Below are 18098 nucleotides of genomic sequence, written 5' to 3'. Positions count from 1 at the left end.
CTTCGAGGACCGCGATGAAGCTCCGCTCCCTAGCCTCCAGCTTCCTGCTCTTCGCCGCCGCCGGTGGGTGTTCCAGTTCCGACGCGCCCGTCAACATCCCGCCGGACACCGCGCCCGTCGTCGACCTGCCGGCGCGCACGACGAACGTCTCCGGCGTGCTCTACGACCCGGAGGCGTTCCTCGTCGCCTTCATGACGGTGCCCGAGGAGGAGGCCGGCAACGCGCTGCCCGGCCTCTTCGAGGGGCCGTACACCTTCCTGTCCGCCATCATGGGGGGGCAGGTGTCGCTGTCGTCACCGGAGGGCGGCGGCGCGCTGGTGTCGGCGCCGTCGGACTTCGGAGGGACCTGGTCGGTGGTGGGGGCTCCGTCGGGTGAGACGACGGCCTATCTCGCGTCCGCGACGCCTCCCGAGGAGCCGGTGGAGCCGAACCCCGACTTCCCCGTCCCGATGCCGACGACGACGTACTTCCCCACGACGTACGTGCGGCCCATCCTGGCGAGCGTCACGCAGTGCTACGGCCAGGCCGCGGTGCTCGTGGGCAACACGGGCGCGCTGGACGCGGTGGCGCAGGCGATGACGGAGGCGGGCACGCCGACGACGCCCGCGGACCTGTTGGACCCGACGAAGACGGGCGGTGTCGCGCTCCTGTTCGTGCACGACATGAGCTTCCTGGCGGACCTGTTCCAGACGCCGGTGTCCAGCATCGCGGAGGCGTCCGCGGGGCGGCTCTTCCCGCTCGACTGGGCGCCGGTGGAGGAGGCTCCGCTGCCGGGGCAGTCGCCGATGGGCTTCATGGTGCTGCCCGGCTCGGAGAGCTTCCTGGGCTACTTCGCGCTGGTGCTGCCGCCCAACGCCACGGAGCCGGTGACGGTGAACCTGGTGGACACCTTCGTGCCGGAGCCGGAGCCGGACCCCGAGGCGCCGCCCCGGCCGTACCTGATTCCGCCGGTCATCGTGGAGCCGCGTCCGGGTGAGGTGAGCGTGTACCGGGCCTTCGGGCAGATTCCGATGCCGCCGGGCGAGGAGCCGCCTCCCGGTGGTGGGCTCGAGGACCCGCCGCCGCCGGAGCCGGAGCCCACGTGGACCTGCTACATCCCGCCTCCGCCCGTGGATCTGCCCGAGGAGCCTGTCGACCCCGAGGGTCCGCCGGCGGAGTAGCGACGAGGGCCCCCAGGCCTTTGGGTCGTGACACGAGGACGCGCTCCGATGTCGAGGAGCCGTCCTCGGTTCGTTTCGTGGGGATGCTTCGGTCGTGAGGGTTCGTGTGTAGGGGCGGTACGCCACGTGAGCACGCGCTCCGACTTCGATGCACCCGGTCTCCGCCTGGTTAGCTCGGATGCCGCGGCCATGAGGCGCGCGCCCGGAGGGCGGTAGGCCACGCGAGCATTCGCCCCGAGGTCTCGCGTCCTCGGCTGGAGGAGCGAGCTCGTGGCGGCAGGTGCCCGCCTCGGGCCTCCGCTCAGGTCCCGGGCCGCACGCGCAGCTCGCGGAAGCGGACCGAGGGCTGCCCGAAGGACACGGGCAGCGGGCCATGGTCCAGCTTGCGGCACCCTCGCGTGGCGAAGAGGTTGCGCGCGTCGGCGCCCACCGCATCGATGTGGGCCAGCGCCGTCAGCCCGTTGCCGGAGAGGACGCCTGGGCCCACGCGAGGGCCCGCGCGCCCGTCGCGCACCAGGCGCGCCTCGACGATGTGGAAGCTGAAGTCCCCCGACAGGAGGTTCATGTGCCGCGGCGTGAGGTGCTGCACGAGCAGCCCGTGGCCCACGTCCGCGAGGAGGGACGCCAGGTCGCCTTCATGCGGCTCCACGCGGGTGTGCGCCATGCGTGGCAGGGGCGGGTGACGGAAGTCCACGCGCCGGCCATGACCGTTGGGCTCCAGGCCGAGCGCGCGGGCGCTGCGCGCATCCAGCATGGGCGAGGTGACGATGCCTCCACGCAGCAGGGGCACCGCGCGCGCAGCGTGCCCCTCGTCATCCCACGTGAAGCCGAGCGCACCCTGCGCATCCGTGGGGTCGTCGGACACGTGGACGAAGGGCTCGGCCACGCGCTGTCCCAGTCTGCGCGCGAGGAAGGAGCCGCCGCGCGCGACGACATCGCCCTCCAGGGGATGGCCGCAGACCTCATGGAAGAAGCACGCGGACGCCGCGCCCGGGGGGAAGAGCACGGGCAGCGCTTCGTCGGGGCACGGCACGGCGGGAGTCGTCTCCCGGAGCTCACGCACCAGCGTGTCCACCCACGCTTCCAGCGAGGGCAGGGCGGCATGGAGGCGCGTGGCGTCGGGATGCGTGACGCAGCGCCACGCATCGAACCGGGGACCGCCGGCCTCGCCATGGAACGCCTTCACCTCCAGCAAGGCATGGCGCGTGTGGTCCTCCACCATCCGCTCGGGCTGCGCGTGGAGCGTCCAGCGGTCCACCTCACGCAGCGTCACCTCGAGGTGGAGCGCCCCGGCTGAGCGTGCGACGTCCACGAGCCGGCGCACCACGTCCTCACGGAGCGCGGCGCCCTCCGAGAGCCTGGAGGTCTCGGCGAGCGGCGCACGTGCCCGTTCGAGCACTTCGGACGGGAGGAGCCCCGGAGCGGGTGTCCCACGAGACAACTCCGTCCACGTGTATTCACCGTGGCTCGGGGGGCCTTTGCGGACACAGGCGCCACGCTCGAAGGTCGCGGGCAGAATCCGTGTGCCGGAGCGGAGGTGGAGCACGTCGGAGACTTCGCGCCGCTCCACGAACCAATCCAAGACGAGGGCTCCTTGTGTCAGCGTCGGGGGCGCGCGAGGGAACGCGTCCCTCCAGGTTGTATCACGCTGCGCGCTGCTGGACCGAGACCCCACCCGCGCGCACGCGCCGCGAAGATGTCGAGCATGACCTCCGGGCGGCTTCGGCCTCGAGCCTGTCTGGGTGCACCGATTGATTCCGATGAGGCCCGCCAGCCCGTGTCGACAGGGTGCTTCGCGGTGGGCGGGTCTCAGGCCGAGGGGCACGACGGCCCCAGGGAGAGGGCCCTCGGTCATGCGCGATGGCGCGCGCCGACTGATTCTGATGGGAGCCAACGAGCCCTGACGACGGGGCGCTTCACGGTGAGCAGTTCATCGGGTTGATGCCGCGACGGACTTCGGACAGGTCTCTGCGACGAGCCTGTCTCGGTCTGGCCCTCGGGCTCCGATAGGAGCCGGCCTCCGCCGCTCGCGCGCTTCGTGGCGAGCAAGGTGTCGGGTCGAGAACGGCGATGGACTCCAGCCAGGTTCCCGCGATGAGACTGGCTCGGTCAGTCCCGTGGGCTCCGATGGGAGCCGATCTCCACGGAGAGCGTGCTTCGTGGTGCGCGGGGCCTCCGGTCGAGGGCCGTGGCGGACTTCCGTGATGCATCTGTCTCGGTCTCGTTGGTTGATTCATGATGGGCTTCATCCCGTGATGACGGTGGGCAGGTCGTCAGGTTTCGGATGTGCCGAGCGATGCGAGTCGGGAGTCTGCATGTCGGAGCATGACGAGGACGTGAGGTTGGAAGACGCCAGCCTGGTCTACACGGGCGGCCTGTCGCCCCAGGACTGGAGTGTCCTGGCGCGGGAGGTGATGGACCGTCTGGGCCGCGAGCGTGGCTGGCGGGGCGTGGAGCTCTACCTGCTGTCGTACGACAACCTGTCGCTGGACTACGACGTCGCCTCGAAGACCTTCTCCAGCAGCTCCGGTGGTGCGCTCACCGTCTCGGCCCGGGTCTGGCTCGGGGAGGCCGTGGGCACCGCCATCGAGTGCGTGCATGACCGGGCGACCCTGGAGCAGGTGTTGCTGTCCGCGGAGGAGAAGGCTCGCACGGGGTCGACCGGGGTCTTCCCCACGACACCGTCGCCAGGAACCCCGCTGCCCACGGACGCATGGCGCGGGGCGACGGACTTCTCTCGCGCCCACCGGTGCGCCGAACGCATGGTGAAGGACGTGCTGCCCCCCGGCGTCGTCGTGCAGGCCCTGGTGGTGAAGCAGGAATGCACGGGCGCCTTGTCCGTGCGAAGCGACGGCTTCGAGGCGTTCCGTCGGACCCATCAGGAGGTCGCCTTCCTGCGCTGCGAGACCGCTCGCGGCGCGGTGGTGGACGCCGTGCCCCTTTCTTGGGAGGCCTCGAAGGGGAAGGGCGACCTCGAGCCCATCCGCGCCCGGCTGGCCGACGCCGTGGCCGCGCTCGAAGGACCCGCGAAGCAAGCGGACCGCGCGCTCCCGCTCGTGCTGCGGCCCCTGGTCGCGGCGCCGCTCGTCGCGGGGCTCACGTGGCTGTTGCGAGGAGACATCGCCACCGCGACGCCCGCGCTCGTGCGCGCCGTGGGCCGCAAGCTCTTCCCGTCCATCCTGACCGTGGAGGACGACCCGCTGGACCCGCGCGGCCTCCAGCGCCGTCAGCTCGATGACGAAGGCCGGCCCACCCGCGTCCTGCGCCTCGTCGACGAGGGGCGCCTCGTGGGCTTCCTCCACTCGGAGGAGACGGCCGCGCGCCTCGGCGTCGAACCTGGAGGCCGAGGGCTCCGCGACCTCGTGCACCCCGCCACGCCCACGGCCCTCAACTTCTGCGTCCTGCCGCGCGAGGACACCCTGCCCGCCGACTACACGGAGCTGGTGGCGCGCGTGGAGAACTTCTCCACCATGCCCACGCCCGGCATCGTGTCGCTCATCGCGGGAGGCTGGGAGGTCCGCGACGGCCGCCGCGTGCACCGCGTGGAGCCGCTGGAGCTGGAGCTGCCCGTGCTCGAGACGTTCCGCTCCCTGCGCGGCGTGGGCTCGGACCTGGCCTTCTTCCCCTCGGCGGAGGGCTGCGGCACGCCCACCCTGGTCCTCCCTCCGCCGGGAGGCTGAGCCGTCAGCGCCGACGCACGGGCTCGTGGCGCCACACCGCGCGCCACCTCGCCAGCTCATCCAGCAGCGAGCGTACCCCCGCGCGAGGAAACGCACGCGGCGGCAGTCGCCGGAAGAAGTCCTCCTCCAACGTCCCCACCGACACCGGCCTGCCGGAGCTCAGCGTCTCCGTCAGCGCCTCGAGCCGCCGCCGCGCCACCGGCGAAGGGCGCAGCGTCCGCGAAAACCCATTGGCCGCCACCACCACCTGCCCGCCCTCCAGCGGCACGGTGACGATGGGCCGCGCGGGGCTGCCCACCACCGTGTCCTCGGGCGTGAGCGGCGAGAGCCCCCGCGCCTCCGGAGGCGGCCCATCCAGCGCGCCGTTGGTGAGGAAGCGCACCCAGCCCTCGGTGAGCGTGTTGCGCGTCGTGCGCAAGCCCTGTCCGCGCCCCTGCTTGCCGAGCGCGTCGCGCACCGACCTCGGCAGCGCCCAACCCTCGACCCGGGGCAGCTCTCCATGGGACAGCCGCTGCGGCCACGGCTGCTCGGGCGCGCGGTCCAGGAACATGGGCGCGCGGAAGTTGAAGCCCAGCGAGGCGGCGATGGTGAGGCCCTCGCTCGGCTCCGAGCGATGCCAGTACGACGAGGGCCAGTACATGATGTCGCCCGCGCCGGCCTCCAGGAAGCTCGCCTGCGCCATCACCTGACGCGTGTCCTCCGCGTCGCGCAGCACCACGCCATGTGGCCGGTCCTTCAGCCCCGGGTCCGCGTGCGGCGCCACCTCCGGTCTGGAGAGCATCGCCTCCAGCGGCCAGAAGCTCATCCGTCGACGTCCCCGGATGACGAAGTAGAAGACGTGCAGGTCATCCTTGTGGATGCCGAAGGGCGTGTGTCGGTAGTTGCCCAGGAACAGCGCGGAGTCCGCGCCCCCCAGCGGCACGCCGAGCGCGCCGTGGACGCCGGACAGGAAGGTGCGCATCTGGAGCCAGTGGCTCCAGTGGTGGCTCTGCGTGTTGCTCAGCACCAGCCCGAACCTGCGTCCGTGGAGCAGGTGCTCCATCCGCCGCGCGTACCCGTCGACGTCGCCGTCTTCCGCCAGGGGCAGGTAGCGCGACATCGCCACGGCCGCGAAGACCTCCGGCGGTCCCTCCGCCGTGGCCTCGTGCTCCACGTAGAAGCGCACCGGCAGCATCACCTCGCCCTGGCGGTAGCGCGTGCCCACGTCCACCAGCGCCTCGAAGACTTCGGCGGGCGATGGAAAGTGGCGGGGGAACAGGCTGGGGAAGAGGGTAGGCCCCACGTCCCAGTGCTCGCGGGCGAAGCGCTTCCAGAAGGCCCTGGGCAGGGCGAGGGACGGTTCGACCGGGAGTGCGGCGGAGGCTCGTGCCATGGGTCCGGGGGGATGCGCGAGGAGAAGGCCGGGTGATACTAGCATCCGGCATCCGGGCTCCACGACACGGGGCGCCCGGCCAGGAGAATCGAGCATGGGGAAGGAGTCATCAGTGGCGGCGCGCGTGGACCCTTCGGTGGAGCGCGGCGTCGCGGCCCTGTGGACCGCGAAGCCGACGGAGCTGGTGGGCGAGTCGCGGGTGCTGCGCGCCCTGCCCAGGGTGGAGCTGCGGCGCGTGGGCCCCTTCGTCTTCTGCGACCACTTCGGCCCCGCCCCCGCCACGCCGGGCACCATGTCCGTGCCGCCCCATCCCCACGTGGGACTCCAGACGGTGACGTACCTGTTCTCCGGCGCCATCCGTCACCGCGACTCGGTGGGCTCGGTGCAGGACATCCACCCGGGGGACGTGAACTGGATGACCGCCGGGCGCGGCATCGTCCACGCCGAGGACGTCGACTCGAGCCCCGGCGCCGCCCCGCTGCACGGCCTGCAGACCTGGGTCGCCCTGCCGCGCGAGCACCGCCACACGACGCCGTCCTTCGAGCATGTCCCCGCCTCCAAGCTGCCCCTCGTCGAGCACGAGTGCGCCCGGGTGCGCGTGCTCGCCGGCCGGCTGGGGGACGCCGTGTCCCCCGTGCCCACCTTCCATCCCCTGACGTACCTGGACGTGGAGCTGGAGGCGGGCGCCTCGGTGTCGCTGCCCGTGGAGCCCACGCACGCGCTCGCGCTCTACGTGGCGGACGGGGAGGTGGCCGTGGGCGGGACGACGGTGGAGCGGGGCGTGCTCGCGCACCTGGAGGACGGCGGCGCCGCGCTGGCGCTGCACTCGGTGCGGGGCGGCCGGGCGGTGGTGCTGGGCGGTGAGCCGCTGCCGGACCCGCTGGTCATCTGGTGGAACTTCGTGGTGGACAGCGTGGCCGAGGGCCGCGCGCGGCTGGCGGACTGGGAGGCCGGTCGCTTCCCGCCGCTCGCCCCCTGAGCTTCCGGGGTGACAGGCCCTCGCACCCGAGGGCTTCCTTCGCACGACGCGAATCCGGTGCATGCTGCGCGCGCACTCGGGAGGACATGGATGTCGGGTCAGTCGTTGGCGATGAAGCTCTTGGAGGGCGCTCGGGAGTGGGCGAAGCGCCTGCCGTCCCCGCTCTCCGGAGACGTCGCGGTGGACGTGGGCGGCAAGCGGCTGCGGCTGTCCCACGTGCGCGTGGAGACGGTGGTGCGCCAGCTGCTGGTCAAGGCGAAGAACGTGGAGCTGCGCCACTGGGAGGCCCGCCCGGAGCTCTATGACATCCGCCTGTCCGTGAAGGGCTGGAAGGTGCGCGTGGAGACGACGCTGGAGCGCGTGGAGTTCGCCTCGGGGCGCTACCGGCTGTGGCTGCGCACGCCCGGCCGCGTCGAGCTGGAGGAGTCGCGCGGCGCCTCGTCGCTGGTGATGGGCCTGCTGCGCGCGGGGGCCGGCCGCTCCGCGCTGCGCGCCATGGCGGAGCGCCTGTTGCCACCGGGTTTCCGCTGGGATGGTCAGGTGCTCCAGGTGGAGGGCCGCCTGCCTCCGGAGGGCGTGCTGTCCGCGAAGCTCTTCGAGAACGCGTCACTCGCCATGAGCGTCGAGCACGTCGAGGAGGGCCTGTGGCTGGGCGCGGAGGCGTGGCCCGGCCTGGTCGACCTGCTCCAGGCGGTGTTCGGCACGGAGCTGCCGCGCACGCCCCCGGGGATTTGAGCCCCGAGGGCCTGGAGGTCGTTCAGGCCAGCTCGACCTTGAAGCGGTGTCCGTGTGAGCGCTGGAGGCTGGAGCGGATGCGCACCTTGTCCCCGGGCTTCACCTGCACCCGCTCCCGGAACTCCTTCACCAGGAAGCCCCAGCACGTCGCGGGCGCGGTGGGGGAGGTCGACAGCACGGTGTGCTCGTCCATGTGCGCGCGGAAGTAGAGGGCCACGCCGCCCAGGGTGCCGGGCGCGTCCGCCTCGAGCACGGATTCGACGGGCGCCTCGTCCATCGCCTCCGTCAAGTCCTGGTCGAGCCTCACGTCCCGCAGCACGCAGGGCCTGGTGAGCAGCGTCTGCGGCGGGCCTGGCGGCACGTTCATCCCGCCCAGGTCGAAGTTCGGTCCGGCCACGTCGTACGCCTCGCGCAGGCGCTGGAGCACGGGGCGGAAGGACAGGCCGTAGAAGTCGTCGAGGTTCTCCGCCTCGCGCAGCATGCGCTGACCGGAGCTCACCGGCTCGGTCATCTGGACGCCGACGCACATCGCCTCGATGCGATGCGGAATCAGCCTGCCTCCGGGCGCGAGGAACCGCCGCGTCGCGTCCTGCATCGCGGGCAGCAGGTTCTCCCCGAACGGGTCCACGTTGAGCAGCTCATGGACAATCACATTCGCGCGCTCGGGCAGCTCCACGTCCCGGCTGTTGCCGTGGAACAGGGTGATGCGGTCCGCGACGCCATTCTCGGCGTACATCTCCAGCGCCACCTCCGCGATGGCGGACTCGTCGATGGCATAGACATGCCGCGCCCCTGCCTTCGCGGCGAGAATCGCGAGCACGCCCGTCCCCGTTCCGATGTCCAGGACGACCTGGTCCCTGGCGTGCCGGAACAGCGCCGAGCGGTACGCGTGCACGCGGACCGTGTCGTAGAGCATCCGGTGGTGCTCGGTGATGTCCGCGAAGCCCCCGGGCCCCATCAGGTAGCGCGAGCTGTCCACCGCCGCGCCCTCCACCGGCACCACCAGCGAGTGCTCGACGAGCGTGTCGAGCGCCTCGGTGAGCTGCTCGCGCGAGAAGGTGCTCGGCTTCGACAGCAGCGCCTCCTTCGGGAGCGCCGCCTGCAGCGAGCCCACCAACCACCACTGCGCGGGGGTGAGCGTCAACGGCGGCTGGGACATGGACCCGATGGCGGTCATCTGCCCCTGCGCGTTCATCATCAACAAGATGGACTGAGATACCCGGAGCTGCTCGGTCGACACGGTGGCCTCGCTCGGTTTCAACCCAATTCTGGGAAAGCGAGGCTGAGTCTGCCTTATCTCGAGGTCCATCCTACGCGCATTCGCGCGCTACTCATCCTCCGGGACGTTCAGTGCGCGTCGGGCCATGCCCATCGTCACGCCCATGGTGTGGAACGCCAGGCCGATGCCCCAGCCAATCGCGGGCCAGACCACGAACCAGGTGGGGCCGGAGAGGATGTCGATGAGGGTGAGCGCGCCGATGACGATGGTGTAGCTGAGGCCGTGCGTGGCGAGCCCCAGCAGGTCCTTGCGCAGCTTCAGGCGGTCCTCGTTCTTCTTCCCGCGGGTCGCCAGCGCGGCCTCCACGGACGCCTCGCTCAAGCCCATCTCGCGCGCCATGGCGAGCACCTCCTCGCGCGTGAGCTTCCGCTCGTGGGCGCGGCTCTTGAGGGCGTGGGTGCTCGCCTCGCGGATGAGGTCCGCGGCCTCCGCTTCGGTGAAGTGGGTGGGCGGCGACTGGGTTCGGGTCTCGGCCATGGACCGGGGACGTTAGTGCGTCACCCAGGCCCGCGTCGATACGAGGCGCCCACGCCCGACGGCCTCCGGCTCAGCCCGCCTTCTGCGCGGTCTTCGGCGCCTGGTACGTGCCGGGCAGCGTGCGGGCGGAGATGGCCAGGCGGTTCCAGGCGTTGATGGTGGCCACCGCGCCGGTGAGGTCCGCCAGCTCCTTGTCCGTGAAGTGCGGCTTCACCGCCTGGAAGACGGCGTGGGACACGTGGCCCTCCTTCAGGTTCGTCACCGCCTCCGTCCAGGCCAGCGCCGCGCGCTCGCGCTCGGTGTAGTAGGGGCTCTCCTCCCAGGCGTCCAGCCCGTACAGCCGCTGCTCCGACTCGCCGAGGGCGCGCAAGTCCTTCCAGTGCATGTCGATGCAGTAGGCGCACCCGTTGAGCTGCGAGGCGCGCAGCTTGATGAGGTGCAGCAGGCCCGCCTCCAGGCCACACTGGTGCAGGTACTTCTCCAGCCCCATCATCGCGGTGTAGATGCCCGGGGCGAGCTTCGCGATGTCGAAACGCTGCGCTTCCATGGTGATTCCTCCGTGGCGAGCGGGACGTCGTGTCCGTTCGTCGATGGGCGTGAAGTAACCGGGCGGCGCCCACGGCGCGAGGGCCACTCGCGCACCCGTCGATGGAGCCACTTCAGCGCAGGGCCCGCGCGAGCAGGCGGACCCCTTCTTCAATCTGGTCCTCGGGCACGCAGGAATAGCCGAGCAGCAGCGCCCCGGGCCCCCGCGACGCGACGCGGAAGGCGGACAGGGGCTGCGTCATCACCCCGGCCTCGATGCCCCGCGCCGCGGCCACCCCGTCGTCCACGCCCGCTGGCAGCCAGCCCACCAGGTGCATGCCCGTGTGCAGGGGCTCAAGCCGCAGCCGTCCGGAGAGCTCGCGTCGGGCCGCCTCCAGCAGCGCCTGCTGCCTGCGCCCGTACAGCACGCGCATGCGCCGCACGTGGCGGCTGAAGTGGCCCTCGTGGAGGAAGTCCGCGAGCACCGCCTGCTCCACCACGGGCGTGTGGGTGTCGATGAACCGCCGCGCCGCGCAGAAGGCCCGCACCAGCGACTCCGGGACGACGAGGTAGCCCACCCGCAGCGCCGGGGACACCACCTTGCTGAACGTGCCGATGTAGATGACGCGCGCGTCCGGCGACAGCCCCTGGAGCGCGGGCAGCGGCCGGCCCTCGTAGCGGAACTCGCTGTCGTAGTCGTCCTCGACAATCCATGCATCCGAGCGCGCCGCCCACGCCAGCAGCGCCCGCCGCCGCGCCGGGCTCATCGCCACGCCCAGGGGGAACTGGTGCGCGGGCGTGACGATGGCCAGCCGCGCGTGCGGCGAGAGCCGCGCGCCCGCCTCCACGTCCAGCCCCTCGTCGTCCACCGGCACGGGCACCAGCGTGGCGCCCGCGGCCACGAGCGCGCCCCGGCTGGCGAAGTAGCCCGGGTCCTCCACCCACGCGGCGTCACCGGGGTCCAGCAGCACCTGCGCCGCCAGGCTCATCGCCTGCTGCGCTCCGTTGACGATGATGACCTGCTCCGGCACGCACCGCACCCCGCGCGAGGTGGCCAGGTAGTCCGCGACGGCGCGGCGCAGCGGCGGGTGCCCTCCGGGGTCCGCGCGCTTGAGCAGGTCCCCCCACGAGCGCCGCCAGCGCGTGTGCAGCAGCCGGCCCCACAGGTCGCTCGGGAAGGCGTCCACCGCGGGCGTGCCCATGCGGAAGGCCAGGCGGCTCTCGGGGATGCCCGGCGCGCTGAGCCGCACGTCCGGAAGGCCCGCCACCGCGCTGCCCCGGCGCGAGATTCCCGGCGTGTGCCGGGCCCCGGGCGCCTCCTGCCGGGCGCGCCGCGAGGACTGCAGCCGCTCCGGCAGCTCGCTGGCCACGTACGTGCCCGAGCCCAGGTGGCCGCGCAGATAGCCCTCCGACAAGAGCCGCGAGTACGCGTTGAGCACCGTGTTGCGCGACACGTCCACCTGCTCCGCCAGCGCCCGCGTGGAGAGCAGCCGCGTGCCCGGCCCCAGCCGCCCCGAGACGATGGCCGAGCGCAGCGCCTCCACCAGCTGCGTCTGCAGCGAAGCGCCCGTGGAGCCGTCCAACACCACCGACGTGGCCGCCATCACCGGAGGTCGCTTGCGCGCGCGACGCCGAGCGGGCTTGCCGCCGCGAGGCGCGGGCTTCGCGGACGTCATCGCGCCCGCTCCCACCCGGCGCTGGAACCCGGGCCGGGCCGGGTCCAGGGGAATTCACCGGGGTGATGTCCTGAATCACGAGCCATCACTGTTGGAAACGCGCGCAAGCGGGCTAGGTGGGGGGCGTAGCGCCCATCCAACGAGGGAAGGGGGAGCGTCATGTTCGGGGTGCCCTGGTTCCACTTCATCGTCGCGCCACCGCGCGCGAGAATCGAGGGAATGCGTGAGCGCCTCTTGCGCGCCGCCGAATCCCTGCTGCGCGAGGAGGGCCCCCAGGCGTTGACGCTGGAGGCCGTGGCCCGACGCGCCCACGCGGGCCGGGGTGCCCCGCGCTACCACTTCGGCGGGCGACAGGGGCTCCTGGAGGCGTTGGCCGCCCGTCAACACCCCCGCGTCCAGGGGCGACGTCGAGTGCCCCACACTGTGCGTTGAAGACGCTGTCGGCCCTCGTCACTTCGAGGGCGGACCCGGCGTTTCGCCTGTCTGCCTGGATGCTTCGTCCAAGCGTCCCACATGTCCCGTCCGCGCGCGCGCCTTACCTTCCGAGATGCGGCGGACCGGAGGGGCGACCATTAAGCTGAAACGAGAATTGTTCGGGGTGCCCGTGCGTTCTTCCGCGCGGGGTTGGGGTCGGTGGGTTTTTTCGAGGTCACCCGGGAGATGACAGGGGCCTCCTATCAGGCTAAGGGCAGTTCCGCTCCCCAGGTTCGGGGGGCAGGGCGGCCTTGGATGCCGCGAGAAGAAAGAAGACGCATATGGCGACTGGTTCCGTGAAGTGGTTCAACGACGCGAAGGGCTTTGGCTTCATCGCGCAGGACAATGGCGGCCCTGACGTGTTCTGCCACCACACCGCCATCCAGGCGGACGGGTTCCGGACCCTGGCCGAGGGTCAGAAGGTGGAGTTCGAGGTTACGAAGGGCCCCAAGGGGCTGCAGGCGTCCAACGTTCGTCCCATCTGAGCGCGTCGCCTGGTAACCCGTGGCCCGGTCTCCTCGCGAGGGGCCGGGCCTTTACTTTCAGGAGGGAGGCGGCATGCAAGGAAGGTCGACGAAGCGCCAGAAGGAGCAGGCGCGCAAGCAGCATCAGCAGGAGAAGGACGTCAAGCGCGAGGAGCGCAAGCGCCTGAAGGCCGAGAAGGGACCCCGCCAGCCTGGCGACGTGGACCCCGACATCGCGGACATCGTTCCGGGGCCGCAGCCGCAAGTGGAGTACTGAGTCGTGGTCTCCCCATCGAGGCCCACCACGCGTCTTCGTGGTGGGCCTTGTCGTGTCCGGAGCTGAAGCGTCCTGGGGGCAATCGCTCACTGGTGGATGATCGCCCCCTCGCCCCGTCGACACGCCCTCCGGGTGTGGGCTACGCGTCCACTCCCGTGCCACGTTCCGGGCACGCGGCGACGTCCGACGTCGCGACAGGGAGGATGCCGAGTATGGCGACGGGTACCGTGAAGTGGTTCAACGACTCGAAGGGCTTTGGCTTCATCGCGCAGGACGATGGGGGCGCCGACGTGTTCTGCCACCACACCGCCATCCAGTCGGAGGGGCACCGCACCCTGCGGGACGGGCAGAAGGTGGAGTTCGACGTCACCAAGGGCCCCAAGGGGCTGCAGGCCGCCAACGTCCGCGCGCTGGACTGAAAGCGCGCCGCTCGCCCGCGCGGCCGTGCAATCGCACGTGGGGTGGGAGCGTAGGTGGGAGGTCCTCCCCAACGCTTCCTCCGGCGCCCCATGCTGCGAATCTCCGCTGTCTCCAAGTCGTACCCCAACGGCGTCCAGGCCCTGCGCGGCATCGACCTGGACATCGAGCGGGGGCTGTTCGGCCTGCTCGGGCCCAACGGCGCCGGCAAGTCCTCGCTGATGCGCATCCTCGCGACGCTGCAGGCGCCGGACGCGGGGCAGGTGACGTTCGACGGGCTGGATGTGCTCGCCCACCCGGAGGCGCACCGCCGTCACCTGGGCTACCTGCCCCAGGACTTCGGCGTGTACCCGGGCGTGAGCGCGGTGGAGCTGTTGGACCACCTGGGCCTGCTCAAGGGCCTGTCGCACGCGAAGGCGCGCCGTGAGCAGGTGGACGCGCTGCTGCACCTGACGAACCTGTACGCCCACCGCAAGAAGGCCGTCAGCGGCTTCTCCGGCGGCATGCGGCAGCGCTTCGGCATCGCCCAGGCGCTGCTGGGCGCCCCCCGGCTGCTCATCGTGGACGAGCCCACCGCGGGCCTGGACCCGGAGGAGCGCCAGCGCTTCCACAACCTGCTGGGCGAGGTGGGGGAGAACGTCGTCGTGCTGCTCTCCACGCACATCGTCGAGGACGTGCGCCAGCTGTGCCCGCGCATGGCCATCCTGTCGGAGGGGCGGGTGCTGTGCGAGGGCGCGCCCGAGGCGCTGGTGGCGTCCCTGGAGGGGCGGGTGTGGCGCAAGACGGTGGAGAAGGCGGCGGTGGAGCGCTACCGCGCGGACTTCCCGGTGCTGTCCACGCAGCTGAGGGCGGGGCGCACGCGCGTGCACGTGCTGGCGGACGCGCGACCGGAGGAGGGCTTCGAGCCGGTGGCTCCGGACCTCGAGGACGTCTACTTCTCCACGCTGTCCGCCCGGCGCGCGGCGTGAGGGAGGCGGGCATGCTCGGCGGAATCCTCCACTTCGAGTGGCGCCACCAGACGCGCCAGGCCGTCTTCTTCGCGGCGGCGGCGGCCTTCGTCGCGCTCGCGTTCCTCTTCGTCTCCACCGGCTACGGGGGGGACAACCTCCACGTCAATTCGCCGCACAGCGTGGCGCAGTCCCTGGGGTTGTTGTCGCTGACGTCGCTCTTCGTGCTGGGCATCTTCTGCGCGAACACCGTGCAGCGCGACGCCGAGCACGGCATGACGGAGCTCATCTACACCACGTCCGTGCGCAAGCGGGACTACCTGCTGGGCCGGTTCCTGGGCGCGACGCTGGCGACGCTCGCGGTGTTCGGCGTGGCGACGCTCGCGCTGATGGCGGCGCCCTTCCTGGTGTCGCTCGCGCCCGAGCGGGTGGGGCCGGTGGGCGTGGGCCGCTACCTGTGGCCGCTCGTCGTGCTGGTGCTGCCCAACATCGTCTTCGCCGCGTCGCTGCTGTTCGCCGTCTCCGCGCTGTCGCGCAGCACGCTGGCGACGTACGTGGGCGGCATCCTCGTCTACGCGGTGTACGTGGTGGGCTCCATGTGGGCGGACTCGCCGCTGATGGCGGGGACGTCGCCCCAGACGCCGGAGGCCCTGGCGCGCGCCGCGCTGCTGGACCCGTTCGGCCTGTCCGCCTTCTTCGAGCAGACGCGCTACTGGACCGAGGCCGAGCGCAACACCCGCCTCTTCGCGCTGGAGGGCCACCTGCTGTGGAACCGGCTGCTGTGGCTGGGCGTCGCGGCGTGTGTGCTGGGCTGGGTGCACGCGCGCTTCTCCTTCCGCAAGTCCGCGGTGAAGCGCCGGCCCGACGCGAGCGCGGATGAGCTCTCCCGTGGGGCGCCGTCCACGTACCGGCCCGTCGAGGTGCGTGAGGCTTCCTGGTGGGCGGCGCTCGTCTCCGCGACGCGGCTGGAGCTGCGGCACGTGCTCGGAAGCTGGCCGTTCCTGGCACTGCTGGTGCTGTGGCTCTTCATCGTCGGCATGGAGGTCGTGACGGGCGCGGGCCGGGGCGAGTACGGCACCCTTCGCATCCCCACCACGGGCCGGGTGGTGGAGCACCTCTGGACGCCCCTGTCGCAGCTGGGCACGTTGGTGCTCATCTACTTCGGCGCGGAGCTGGCGTGGCGCGAGCGCATGGCGCGCTTCGACGCGCTGCTCGACGCGACGCCCGTGTCGAGCGCGGTGTTCGTCGCCTCCAAGCTGCTGGCGTTGGTGGCGCTGGTGGGCGTGCTGACGGGGGCGCCCATCCTGCTGGGCATGGCGTTCCAGCTGTCGCGGGGCGTGACGGCGCTGGAGCCGGGGCTGTACCTGTCCTCGTTCTACTTCGCGGGGCTGCCGCTGGTGCTCTTCGCGGTGGCGGTGCTGTTCCTGCAGGCTTTGAGCCCGCATCGGTATGTCGGCATGGTGCTGAGCCTGGCCCTGGCCATCGTCTCGAGCCAGGGCGCGGGCTGGGGCCTGGAGCATCCGCTGACGCGCTTCGCGGCGGCGCCGGGCGTGGTGCACACGGACCTCAACGGGCTGGGGCCCATGGCGGGCTCGTTCACCGCCTTCATGGTGTACTGGAGCGCCTTCGCCGTGGTGCTGGCGCTCGTCACCTGGGGCCTGTGGCGGCGCGGCCTGGGCTTCTGCCTGCTCGCGCGCCTGCGGAGTGTTCCGGCGCGGTGGGGCAGGGGCGGGTGGCTCGCGGCGGGCGTCGCGGGGGGCGTGCTGGTGCTGATGGGCGGCGTCATCCTGCGGGACACGGTGCTCCAGGGGACGTACGAGTCGCGCGAGGCCTCACGCGACTGGAAGGAGGCGTACGAGCGCACGTACAAGGTGCACGAGGCGCTCCCGGTGCCGAGCATCACCGCGGTGACGGCGAAGGTGGACCTCTTCCCCCAGGAGGCGCGCTACCGCGTCACGGGCAGCTACCGGCTGGAGAACCGCACTCAGGAGCCCATCGACATGCTGTGGGTCGCGGTGCCCCGGTCCGCGCGGCCCGTGTCGCTGGCGCTGCGCGGCGCGGAGCAGGTGTCCCACGACGAGCGCTTCGGCATGGTCCGCTTCGCGCTGTCGCCCGCGCTGCCACCGGGCGGCGTGTCCGAGCTGTCGTTCGACGTCACCCGTGAGGAGCGGGGCGTGAGGGCGACGGACTTCGAGCTGTCGCTGGTGGAGAACGGCACCTTCCTGCGCAACACGGAGGTGTTCCCCTCGCTGGGCTACCGCCGCACGTATGAGCTGGGCAACGCGGCCGAGCGGCGCGCGCGGGGCCTGCCGGAGCAGCCGAGGCTGCCGAGGCTGGACGAGCGCGGCGCCGTGCCCGCGCCGGTGGAGCAGGGCTGGCACACGCTGGACCTCACCGTGTCCACGGACGGGGACCAGACGGCGGTCGCGCCGGGTGCGCTGCGACGCGAGTGGACCGAGGCGGGCCGGCGCCACTTCCACTTCGTGGAGGCGCGGCCGATGACGCCGATGTTCGCCATCGTCTCCGCGCGCTACGCGGTGGAGCGGACGCGGCACCAGGGCGTGGACGTGGAGGTGTACTACCACCCGTCGCACCCCTACAACGTGAAGGCCATCCAGGCGGCGATGACACGCTCGCTGGACGACTTCGGCGCGCGCTTCCAGCGCTACCCGGACGCGCAGCTGCGCGTGGTGGAGATTCCTTCGTACTGGGACTTCGGCGCGCTGGCCCTGCGACAGGTCATCTACTTCGTGGAGGACCGGGGCTTCCTCACGGACATGGGGCGCGAGGACGACGCGGTGGACCTGGTGACGCGGCGCACGGCGCACGAGGTCGCCCACCAGTGGTTCGGCCACCTGCTGGACCCGGCTCCCGTCGAGGGCGCGACGATGCTGGTGGAGTCCCTGACGAAGTACGCCGAGCAGCGGGTGCTGGCGGGACAGGACGGTGAGCGCTCGCTCCTGCCCGTGCTCGCGTTCGACAGGGACCGCTATCTCTCCGGCCGGGGCGAGGAGGCGGAGGCCGAGCCGCCGCTCTACAAGGGCGCGGGCCAGTCCTACCTCTACTACGGCAAGGGCGCGCTGGTGATGAACGCGCTGCGCGACCTGCTGGGCGAATCGCGGCTGGACGCGGCGCTGCGCCACCTGCTGGTCTCGCAGACGCGTGAGAACACGCTGACGACGTTGGACTTGCTGGCCGCGCTGCACGCCCAGGCGTCCGCCGAGCAGCGCGTCCTCATCGACCAGTGGATGAAGGAGGTCGTCCTCTACGACTTGAAGGTGGAGTCGGCCACCGTGGAGGCGCTGGAGGACGGGCGCTTCCGGGTGAGGGCGCGCGTGGCCACGGCCAAGCACGCGCGGCGCGGGAGCGAGGACGTGCCCTTGCCCATGGACGAGGTGCTCGAGCTCGCGGTCTACCGTGGCTCGCCGCGTGACGGCGCCGTGGAGGACGTCCCGCTGCGCGTGGAGCGCCACCGCTTCCAGGGCCCGTCCACGGAGGTGACCTTCATCGTGGAGGAGCGCCCCGCGTACGTGGGCGTGGACCCGGGCTTCCTGCGAATCGAGCGGGAGCGCGGGGACAACTTCCGGAAGCTGACGCCCCGGGTAGAGGCGTCAGCGTCCCGTTAGCGCGCCTCTT

Annotated in this window: 16 protein-coding genes; 10 read left to right on the top strand and 6 right to left on the bottom strand. The window is 71.7% G+C overall.

All coding sequences use genetic code 11. The features are described 5' to 3' along the window. Nucleotides 1-14 precede the first annotated feature (14 nt). Nucleotides 15-1160 carry a hypothetical protein gene (locus tag VZQ01_RS10295; RefSeq protein ID WP_426747715.1) on the top strand — a complete coding sequence of 382 codons (1146 nt, stop codon included), beginning with the start codon at nucleotides 15-17 and terminating at the stop codon, nucleotides 1158-1160. A gap of 301 nt (nucleotides 1161-1461) precedes the next feature. On the opposite strand, the gene VZQ01_RS10290 is transcribed toward VZQ01_RS10295, so the two are convergent. Then, nucleotides 1462-2472 (bottom strand): TldD/PmbA family protein, encoded by a 1011-nt coding sequence (locus tag VZQ01_RS10290; protein WP_426747714.1) that lies wholly within the window; start codon nucleotides 2470-2472, stop codon nucleotides 1462-1464. A 1003-nt stretch (nucleotides 2473-3475) separates the two neighbouring features. On the opposite strand from VZQ01_RS10290, the gene VZQ01_RS10285 reads away from it, so the two are divergent. Continuing rightward, the gene (locus tag VZQ01_RS10285) at nucleotides 3476-4840 is read left to right on the top strand and encodes a metallopeptidase TldD-related protein (protein ID WP_426747713.1); all 1365 of its coding nucleotides are present in this window, start codon (nucleotides 3476-3478) and stop codon (nucleotides 4838-4840) included. 4 nt (nucleotides 4841-4844) lie between these two features. Here the strand turns inward: VZQ01_RS10285 and VZQ01_RS10280 are convergent, their stop codons facing one another. Further along, nucleotides 4845-6212, bottom strand: a complete 1368-nt coding sequence (locus VZQ01_RS10280) for a cupin-like domain-containing protein (protein ID WP_426747712.1) — start codon at nucleotides 6210-6212, stop codon at nucleotides 4845-4847. 94 nt (nucleotides 6213-6306) lie between these two features. On the opposite strand from VZQ01_RS10280, the gene VZQ01_RS10275 reads away from it, so the two are divergent. Both VZQ01_RS10275 and VZQ01_RS10270 read left to right on the top strand, forming a co-directional pair. Then, nucleotides 6307-7191 carry a pirin family protein gene (locus VZQ01_RS10275; RefSeq protein WP_223747930.1) on the top strand — a complete coding sequence of 295 codons (885 nt, stop codon included), beginning with the start codon at nucleotides 6307-6309 and terminating at the stop codon, nucleotides 7189-7191. 90 nt (nucleotides 7192-7281) lie between these two features. Beyond that, entirely contained in the window at nucleotides 7282-7926 is a 645-nt protein-coding gene (locus VZQ01_RS10270; RefSeq protein ID WP_141332407.1) for a hypothetical protein, read from the top strand. Between the two features lie 22 nt (nucleotides 7927-7948). Here VZQ01_RS10270 and VZQ01_RS10265 read toward each other — a convergent pair whose 3' ends face one another. The 4 genes from VZQ01_RS10265 to pdxR form a co-directional block, all read right to left on the bottom strand. Further along, on the bottom strand, nucleotides 7949-9166 hold the full coding sequence (locus VZQ01_RS10265) for a 50S ribosomal protein L11 methyltransferase (protein WP_267697492.1): 1218 nt from the start codon (nucleotides 9164-9166) through the stop codon (nucleotides 7949-7951). 87 nt (nucleotides 9167-9253) lie between these two features. Then, a complete protein-coding gene (locus VZQ01_RS10260) occupies nucleotides 9254-9682 on the bottom strand; it encodes a 2TM domain-containing protein (RefSeq protein WP_141332409.1) in 429 nt (142 codons plus the stop codon). A gap of 70 nt (nucleotides 9683-9752) precedes the next feature. Further along, a complete protein-coding gene (locus tag VZQ01_RS10255; protein WP_426747711.1) occupies nucleotides 9753-10229 on the bottom strand; it encodes a carboxymuconolactone decarboxylase family protein in 477 nt (158 codons plus the stop codon). A 112-nt stretch (nucleotides 10230-10341) separates the two neighbouring features. Then, entirely contained in the window at nucleotides 10342-11883 is a 1542-nt protein-coding gene (gene pdxR, locus VZQ01_RS10250; protein WP_223784561.1) for a MocR-like pyridoxine biosynthesis transcription factor PdxR, read from the bottom strand. Nucleotides 11884-12042: 159 nt separating this feature from the next. Here pdxR and VZQ01_RS10245 point away from each other — a divergent pair, with 159 nt between their 5' ends. The 6 genes from VZQ01_RS10245 to VZQ01_RS10220 all read left to right on the top strand — a co-directional run bounded on the left by VZQ01_RS10245 (nucleotide 12043) and on the right by VZQ01_RS10220 (nucleotide 18088). After that, on the top strand, nucleotides 12043-12315 hold the full coding sequence (locus tag VZQ01_RS10245) for a helix-turn-helix domain-containing protein (RefSeq protein ID WP_223747934.1): 273 nt from the start codon (nucleotides 12043-12045) through the stop codon (nucleotides 12313-12315). A gap of 323 nt (nucleotides 12316-12638) precedes the next feature. Next, entirely contained in the window at nucleotides 12639-12842 is a 204-nt protein-coding gene (locus VZQ01_RS10240; protein ID WP_141332411.1) for a cold-shock protein, read from the top strand. Nucleotides 12843-12915: 73 nt separating this feature from the next. Then, nucleotides 12916-13098, top strand: coding sequence for a hypothetical protein (locus tag VZQ01_RS10235; RefSeq protein WP_141332412.1), 183 nt, complete (start codon nucleotides 12916-12918; stop codon nucleotides 13096-13098). Nucleotides 13099-13310: 212 nt separating this feature from the next. After that, the gene (locus VZQ01_RS10230) at nucleotides 13311-13517 is read left to right on the top strand and encodes a cold-shock protein (RefSeq protein ID WP_141332413.1); all 207 of its coding nucleotides are present in this window, start codon (nucleotides 13311-13313) and stop codon (nucleotides 13515-13517) included. A gap of 54 nt (nucleotides 13518-13571) precedes the next feature. Continuing rightward, nucleotides 13572-14483: an ABC transporter ATP-binding protein gene (locus VZQ01_RS10225; protein WP_426747710.1), complete on the top strand. Its 912-nt coding sequence runs from the start codon at nucleotides 13572-13574 to the stop codon at nucleotides 14481-14483. A gap of 11 nt (nucleotides 14484-14494) precedes the next feature. After that, complete coding sequence (locus VZQ01_RS10220) at nucleotides 14495-18088, top strand: ABC transporter permease/M1 family aminopeptidase (RefSeq protein ID WP_426747709.1); 3594 nt, start codon at nucleotides 14495-14497, stop codon at nucleotides 18086-18088. The last annotated feature ends 10 nt before the right edge of the window (nucleotides 18089-18098 follow it).

This window comes from Myxococcus faecalis (assembly GCF_050039385.1).
In the GTDB taxonomy this organism is placed as follows: domain Bacteria; phylum Myxococcota; class Myxococcia; order Myxococcales; family Myxococcaceae; genus Myxococcus; species Myxococcus fulvus.
The sequence above is the reverse complement of the archived record's forward strand: the minus strand, read 5'-3'. Positions and strand labels throughout refer to the sequence as shown.

What these genes read in the sequence shown, in the direction of transcription:
- VZQ01_RS10295 (WP_426747715.1), top strand. Translation starts at nt 15, where the DNA reads ATGAAGCTCCGCTCCCTAGCCTCCAGCTTCCTGCTCTTCGCCGCCGCC.
- VZQ01_RS10285 (WP_426747713.1), top strand. Translation starts at nt 3,476, where the DNA reads ATGTCGGAGCATGACGAGGACGTGAGGTTGGAAGACGCCAGCCTGGTC.
- VZQ01_RS10280 (WP_426747712.1), bottom strand. Translation starts at nt 6,212, where the DNA reads ATGGCACGAGCCTCCGCCGCACTCCCGGTCGAACCGTCCCTCGCCCTG.
- VZQ01_RS10275 (WP_223747930.1), top strand. Translation starts at nt 6,307, where the DNA reads ATGGGGAAGGAGTCATCAGTGGCGGCGCGCGTGGACCCTTCGGTGGAG.
- VZQ01_RS10270 (WP_141332407.1), top strand. Translation starts at nt 7,282, where the DNA reads ATGTCGGGTCAGTCGTTGGCGATGAAGCTCTTGGAGGGCGCTCGGGAG.
- VZQ01_RS10260 (WP_141332409.1), bottom strand. Translation starts at nt 9,682, where the DNA reads ATGGCCGAGACCCGAACCCAGTCGCCGCCCACCCACTTCACCGAAGCG.
- VZQ01_RS10255 (WP_426747711.1), bottom strand. Translation starts at nt 10,229, where the DNA reads ATGGAAGCGCAGCGTTTCGACATCGCGAAGCTCGCCCCGGGCATCTAC.
- pdxR (WP_223784561.1), bottom strand. Translation starts at nt 11,883, where the DNA reads ATGACGTCCGCGAAGCCCGCGCCTCGCGGCGGCAAGCCCGCTCGGCGT.
- VZQ01_RS10245 (WP_223747934.1), top strand. Translation starts at nt 12,043, where the DNA reads ATGTTCGGGGTGCCCTGGTTCCACTTCATCGTCGCGCCACCGCGCGCG.
- VZQ01_RS10240 (WP_141332411.1), top strand. Translation starts at nt 12,639, where the DNA reads ATGGCGACTGGTTCCGTGAAGTGGTTCAACGACGCGAAGGGCTTTGGC.
- VZQ01_RS10235 (WP_141332412.1), top strand. Translation starts at nt 12,916, where the DNA reads ATGCAAGGAAGGTCGACGAAGCGCCAGAAGGAGCAGGCGCGCAAGCAG.
- VZQ01_RS10230 (WP_141332413.1), top strand. Translation starts at nt 13,311, where the DNA reads ATGGCGACGGGTACCGTGAAGTGGTTCAACGACTCGAAGGGCTTTGGC.
- VZQ01_RS10220 (WP_426747709.1), top strand. Translation starts at nt 14,495, where the DNA reads ATGCTCGGCGGAATCCTCCACTTCGAGTGGCGCCACCAGACGCGCCAG.